Annotated in this window: 6 protein-coding genes; 3 read left to right on the forward strand and 3 right to left on the reverse strand. The window is 68.2% G+C overall.

Going from position 1 to position 6,185, the window contains the following annotated elements; translation table 11 throughout:
* Positions 1-651: 651 nt before the first annotated feature.
* Both RMO04_RS20095 and RMO04_RS20100 read right to left on the reverse strand, forming a co-directional pair.
* On the reverse strand, positions 652-1,893 hold the full coding sequence (locus RMO04_RS20095) for a TCR/Tet family MFS transporter (protein ID WP_309646545.1): 1,242 nt from the start codon (positions 1,891-1,893) through the stop codon (positions 652-654).
* Positions 1,878-2,057: a hypothetical protein gene (locus RMO04_RS20100; protein ID WP_309646546.1), complete on the reverse strand. Its 180-nt coding sequence runs from the start codon at positions 2,055-2,057 to the stop codon at positions 1,878-1,880. Before RMO04_RS20100 ends, RMO04_RS20095 begins: the two co-directional genes overlap by 16 nt.
* 278 nt (positions 2,058-2,335) lie before the next feature.
* Here RMO04_RS20100 and RMO04_RS20105 point away from each other — a divergent pair, with 278 nt between their 5' ends.
* From RMO04_RS20105 to RMO04_RS20115, 3 genes are read left to right on the forward strand one after another with little or no spacing between them, the layout of a single operon-like run.
* Positions 2,336-3,529: an NF038122 family metalloprotease gene (locus RMO04_RS20105; protein ID WP_309646547.1), complete on the forward strand. Its 1,194-nt coding sequence runs from the start codon at positions 2,336-2,338 to the stop codon at positions 3,527-3,529.
* A complete protein-coding gene (locus RMO04_RS20110) occupies positions 3,445-3,957 on the forward strand; it encodes a hypothetical protein (protein ID WP_309646548.1) in 513 nt (170 codons plus the stop codon). The genes RMO04_RS20105 and RMO04_RS20110 overlap by 85 nt, the downstream gene beginning before the upstream one ends.
* Before the next feature lie 49 nt (positions 3,958-4,006).
* Entirely contained in the window at positions 4,007-5,095 is a 1,089-nt protein-coding gene (locus tag RMO04_RS20115) for a GNAT family N-acetyltransferase (protein WP_309646549.1), read from the forward strand.
* Here RMO04_RS20115 and RMO04_RS20120 read toward each other — a convergent pair.
* Positions 5,092-6,185, reverse strand: a 1,094-nt coding sequence (locus tag RMO04_RS20120) for an acyltransferase (RefSeq protein ID WP_309646550.1), incomplete at its 5' end; no start/stop codon positions are given. The genes RMO04_RS20115 and RMO04_RS20120 overlap by 4 nt on opposite strands.

Consider the following 6,185-nt stretch of genomic DNA (forward strand, 5'->3'; position numbering starts at 1 on the left):
GAAGAGGCGTCGTCAGCGTCGCGCTCACGCCCGTGGCCTGCCCCCTCGCATTGAGTTCCTGATACCTGACATCGGGCCTCCGCGAGGTCGGCGGCGCGAATTCCTTGCGCGGCGATGGCGCTCCGCGGCCGGGCGGGACCCGGAGCGCGGCCCCTAACATCGCCACGTCGGCCGCTCCTCCCGCCAGCAACGCCTGATCACGCGCCCCCGGCGAAGCATTCGCCAATGTGGCTAGACTGTAGGCGACGCTTCCGAGTGGGTGGCCGGCCATGAACGCAGCGCGGCGCGCAGCTTGCCGACGCTTCGCGAATTCCTCTGGCGAGACCGAGGAATCGTGAACAGGCACGAGCACATTCGCAATTCCATTGTCGAACTCTCTGTACCGTCGCCCTCTGATGACGACCGTCGGAGGCAGATTTGAGGGCCGATGGAGGGCAGCGATTGGAGACTCCAACGGCGAGTAAAGCCTATTGAGGGGCGAAGGTCCGGCGGCTGATCTCGGCTCCTGCGGCATTCAGGGTTTCCTTACTTGCGGCTCCCGGGACTGCCCCGTGGACCTGGAAAACTCTCACAGGTTGTGATGTTAATCAAGAACAAACAGGGAACATTTGACATGCGGGCACCCTGTCGGTAAGCGCGTTCCGGACTGAATCAACCTAGCCGTCGTCCGTACGCTCCCCGCCCCGTCCGCCAAGCCAGCCCCAGAGCCGCGGCCATCGCCGCGCCGGCCAGGAACAGCGGCAACCCCACCAGCGCCTCATGCCGCACCGCCCAGGCGAAGCTCAGCCCGAAGAGGCTTGGCCCGACCACCGACGCCAGGCCCGTGAGCGCCTGGTTGGCGCCCTGGAGCTGGCCCTGTTCGCTTGGCCCCACGCGACGGGTCATAAGGCCTTGCAGACCGGGGATCAGCAGGCCGGCTAGGCAGGAGATCGGCATGCCGGCCATGTAGAGCCAGCCGGTGGAGGCGAAGCCGTACCAGACCATGCCGAAGGTGCTGGCCGTCGCGCCGATCAGCAGGGCGCCGCGCTCGCCGAACCTCGCCACCGTCGGCCCGACCAGGAAGCTCTGCACCAACACCCCCAGCACCCCGCCGGCCATCATGTAGAGGCCGGTCACCGCCGGCGACCAGCCGTAGCGATAGCTGGTGTAGAGGACGAAGATGCTGGGCCACACCATCTGGGCGATCTGGTTCAGGAAGTGGACGCCGGCCAGGCCGAACAGCTCGCGGTGCGAGCGCAGCAACCTGAGCGAACCGATGGGGTTGGCCTTGCGCCAGTCGAACCGGTCGACCCGGCGCTCGGGCGGCAGGGACTCGGGCAGGACAAACACCCCGTAGGCGACGTTGGCCAAGGTCAGCCCGGCCGCCGCCAGGAAGGGCAGGCGCAGGTCGATCTCGCCCAGCAGGCCGCCGATGGCCGGCCCCGCCAGGAAGCCGAAGGAGAAGGCCGAGCCCATCCAGCCGAAGGCCCGCGCCCGGTCCTGAGGCGCGGTGATGTCGGCCACATAGGCGTTGGCGGTGGAGAAGGCGCCCGAGGTCACTCCGCTGATCATCCGGCCGACCAGCAGCCACATGAGGCTGGGGGCGAAGGCCATCAGCAGGAAGTCTATCCCCAGCCCGCACAGGGAGAACAGCAGCACGGGCCGGCGTCCGACCCGGTCGGAGACCAGGCCCAGGATCGGCCCGGAGAACAGGCTCATCAGCCCGCCGACCGTGGCGAACAGCACGTTCCATTCCGAGGCCGCCGCCGTGTCGCCGCCGGTGAACTGCTTCACCAAAGCCGGCAGGATCGGGATCATCAGGCCAAACGACATGGCCGTGGTGACCGCGCTGACGAAGATGAAGCCGAAGGCCGCGCGGCCGTGCGGGCGCGGGTCTCCTAGCGCGACATCCACGGCTTCGACTTGGACGAGGACTGGGCCGCGGCGGCCTGTTCGCGCTGGAACTTGCCGCCCCGGGGCGGCTTCGGCTTGGCGGCGATGGCGGCCTTCTTCAGGCGCAGGGCGCGCTGGATCGGCGTCTCGCCGGGCGGCGCGTTGTCGTCGGGCGTGTCGGCCATGGATCCATCGTCCTCTGCTGAGGGCAGCTTAGCGCCCCCACGGGCGCCATGTCCGACGAAAAGCACGCCGGGTCCGGTCACGCTATTGTCTGTGATTTCATTCCGATATTCATGGTTAACGGGGTGTGATCTTGCGTATCGTTAACAAGCGGAGCAACAAGATCCCGTTGCCGGGTCGTAATTCCCGTGTGACGCTCGCTTTCACTACCTTTCATTAAGCATCTCGCGACCCTTCGCGGCCGCGATACTGCGTTGTCGAGCGCGCTGGGGAGAGTTCCATGAACAAGCTTCTGATGTCGGCCGCCATGACCTTGACCATGGGCGTCATGGCGACGCCGGCGAGCTCGGCGACCATCGTCCTCAACGACCTAGGCGGCGTAGGGGCGGGCAGCCAGGCGCTTCAGGGCTTCGGAATCGCCGCGGAATTCTGGGCCAGTCGTCTCACCAACAACGTAACGGTCAACCTGGACGTCAGCTTCCGGTCGCTGGATGCGGGTGTCCTGGGCCAGGCGGGGTCACGCTCGTTCGTGGTCGATGTCGAGACCATTCAGAGCCAGATCGCAGCCGTCGGCACATCGTCTCTGGACGCCATCGCCGCAGCCAATCTGCCGCCCCTCACCCTCGGCGAGTACGGTGTCGGCGCGCTAAGCGTCTACACCCCCGGAGCCCTCTACGCCGGCGGCCTGGGCGCGGACGCGCTGTCCAAGGTGTTGGACAACGACGGGGGCGGCAACAACTCGTTCCTCGACGCCAATAGCGCCAACCTCAAGGCCCTGGGCTTCACGGGCTTCGGCGACGTGGCGGACGGGACCATCCAGTTCAGCAGCGACTTCAAGTTCGACTTCGACCCGTCCGACGGCATCGCCGGGGACTCCATCGATTTCATCAGCGTCGCGATCCACGAGATCGGCCACATCCTGGGCTTCGTCAGCGGCGTCGACACCTACGACATTCTTGGCTACCCGAACGGCGTCCTGTGGAACGACCCGGACTTCGGCGCCCTGCCGCTCGGGGACTTCGCCATCGGTTCGGTCCTGGACCTCTATCGCTACAGCGCCGGCAACGCGGGGACGGCCCTCGACTGGACGGTCGGCGGGACTCCGTTCTTCTCTATCGACGGCGAGAGCGCCTACGGCGGCGGCTTCTCGACGGGCGCCTTCAACGGCGACGGCCGCCAGGCCTCGCACTGGAAGGACAACATCGTCGGCATGCCGCAGCTGGGCGCGCTGGACCCCACCGTGGCCTATGGCCAGATGGGCCGGGTCACGTCGCTGGACCTGGCGGCCTTCGACGCCATCGGCTGGAACGTCGACTATGATGTCCTCAACTCGGGTCGGTCGTTCTCGACCCGAGACATCTATTTCGCGGCCATTCCGGAACCCACCACATGGGCCCTGACGATCATCGGCTTCTTCGTGATGGGCGCCTCGCTGCGCGCGAACCGCCGCCGGCCGGCCTTCGCGCGGGCCTAGCCGCCCTGCTGGCGGCCGTCGCGGTCAGCAGCCCAGCCCTCGCCCAGTCCACGGACTATCTTTTCGAGGCCCTGGATCCCTATCCCCGCCGGGAAGTGGGGGTGGTGCTGCAGGTCCGCATCCGCGACGCCGCCGGGCGGCCTCAGCACGGCGCCGCGATCCTTGAGGCCAGCCTGGACAAGTCCCCGGACGGCCAGCCAGGCGCCTATGCTCCGGTGACTGTCCTGCCCACCTCGGACTATGGAGTCTATGCGTTCAAGACGGATCTCAACACCGATGGCCGCTATGCGCTCACCGTGCGCGCCAAGCTGCCGGGGGTCGCCCAACCGGTGAGCGGCATCGTGATCTTCACCACGCCCGCGCCCAAGTCGGCCCTGCCGCCGGCCGCCGCGCCGGCCCGCAAGCCGCCCCGAAAACCCGCGACTTAACCGTTTCGTATCCGGAACAAGGCACCTTCCCCGGCGAACGGAGCAAGGCATGGCCGACTTCCAGATCGTACGCTGGCGGGAGCTGACCCAGGCCGACCGCGGCGCGTGGGCGGCCTTTCGCGACGCCCAGTCCAGCCTGCGCAGTCCCTATTTCGATCTCGGCTGGTTCGACGCCGTCGACCGGGCGCGCGGCGACCTGTTCGTGGCGCGGGGCACGCGCCGTAGCGGCGCCGTGGCGTTCCTGGCCTTTCATCCCGGCGTGCTGGGCGTCGCCCGTCCGGCGGGCGGCACCTTCTGCGACTGGCACGGCTTCGTGGCCGAGCCCGGTCTGGCCGTCGAGGCGGGCAGGGCCTTGTCTGGCGGCCCGGCCGCCTTCCGGTTCGAGGCCTCTCCCGCTGGCGATCCGGGCTTCGCGGCCCATGCGGACGACCGCGACATCTCCCACACCCTGGACCTCTCCGCCGGGTTCGAGGCCTATGCCCGGCCCGCCGTTCGCGCCGCACCCAAGGCCATCGCCAACCTGCGCCGGGCCCAGCGCAAGCTGGAGGCCGACGGCCGCCGGGTCAGCTACGAGATCGACGACCGTTCGCCCGAAACCCTCGCTTGGCTGATGGCTCTCAAGTCGGCGCAATACCGCCGCTCGCGCCATCCCGACGCGCTCGCCTGGGACTGGAGCCGCCGCCTGATCGCGGCCCTGCCGGAGGCCACGCCCGAGATGTTCGGCGGCGTCGTCTCGTCCCTGAAGATCGACGGCGAGCTGGCCGCCGCCCATCTGGGACTGCGCAGCGGCGGGGTCATGCACCACTGGCTGCCCACCTATGAGCCGAGCTTCGCGTCCTACGCGCCGGGCAATGTCCTGGCGGTGGAGATCGCTCGGGCCAAGGCGCCCGACGGCGTGGTGGAGATCGACCTGGGTCCAGGCGACTATCCCTGGAAGCGCGAGTTCGCCAGCGGTGGGACCGAGTTGATCCGAGGGCTGGCCTACGCCGCCTCGCCCATCGGTCGCGCGGCCGGGGCGCTGGGCGCCGCAGGGCGGCGTTGGGCGACCCTGCCGGTGGGACCGGTCGCGAGCCTGCCGGCGCGGGTCATCGGCCGCGTCGAGCGGACCGCAGCCCAGTGGGCCGCGGCGCCGGCCTAGCCTGGATAGGGGACCGGCTGGTTGACGACGGTGCGAACCCGTCCGGTGGCCTTCTTGGGCCGGTTGACCGCCACCTGGATGGGGTTGTCGATCAGGTAGTGGAAGGCCGTGGCGAAGGCGAGCGCCAGGACCACGCCCATGCCCCACAGTGTCCACTGGACGGTCTGGCTGAGGTCGAACCTGGCGATGACCTGGTTGACCACCCCGAACCAGGCGATGCGGACCACCTCGTTGGTGATGAACACCGAGAAGGAGATCACCGCGGCCTTCTCCACCAGCCATGACCGGCGGCGCACGGGGATGGCGCCCGAGGCCATGATCATGGTGCAGATGAGTGCGATTGAGATCAGGCTGAAATCGCCGAAGGCCTGGACGCCGATGAAGCCCGCCAAGGCGGCCAGGCCGAGGCCCGCGGCCAGGCGTTCGGGCACATAGACCTTCTGGGCGAAGCGGGCGAGGGCCATGCCGAGGATGAACAGGGGCAGGGCGCGGAAGATCCCGTACTTCAGGGGCATCTGGTAGACGGGATAGTTGAGGATCGCCCAGGTCGCCAGATTGCAGGCCGTGAAGATCGCGATCCCCAGGCCGAGCGCCACGAAGGGGTTGAAGCGGTTCATGCCGCGCAGCAGCAACGGGAACATCAGGTAGCAGCCGAGCAGGGCCGAGAGCGACCAGGACGGCGCGTTCCAGCCCCTGCCTCCGGGGACGCCGTAGGACTGGACCAGGAAGAACTGAGCCGGGAGTTCCTTCCAGTCGAACCACTGGGGACTGCGCGGCATGACGCCCAGAAGGCCGCTGACCAGCACCAGCGCGATCAGGGTCAGCGACATGATCAGGTGGGCCGGGACGACCCGCAGGAAGCGCTTCTTGAAGAACTCGCCGAGCGACATGCCGCCGGCCAGGACCCGCTCCCCATAGACGCGAGCCAGGACGTAGCCGGAGTCGATCAGGAAGAAGTCGGTGAGCAGGTAGCCGCGCTCGAAGAAGGGAATGAAGGTCGAGGTGGGAACGGGGCCGGCCAGCTCGTAGTGATGCAGGATCATCAGTATCGCGACGATGATGCGCATGGCGTCGAGCCACCCGCCCCGCT

The sequence above is a fragment of the Phenylobacterium sp. genome (assembly GCF_031412415.1).
GTDB lineage: Bacteria > Pseudomonadota > Alphaproteobacteria > Caulobacterales > Caulobacteraceae > Phenylobacterium.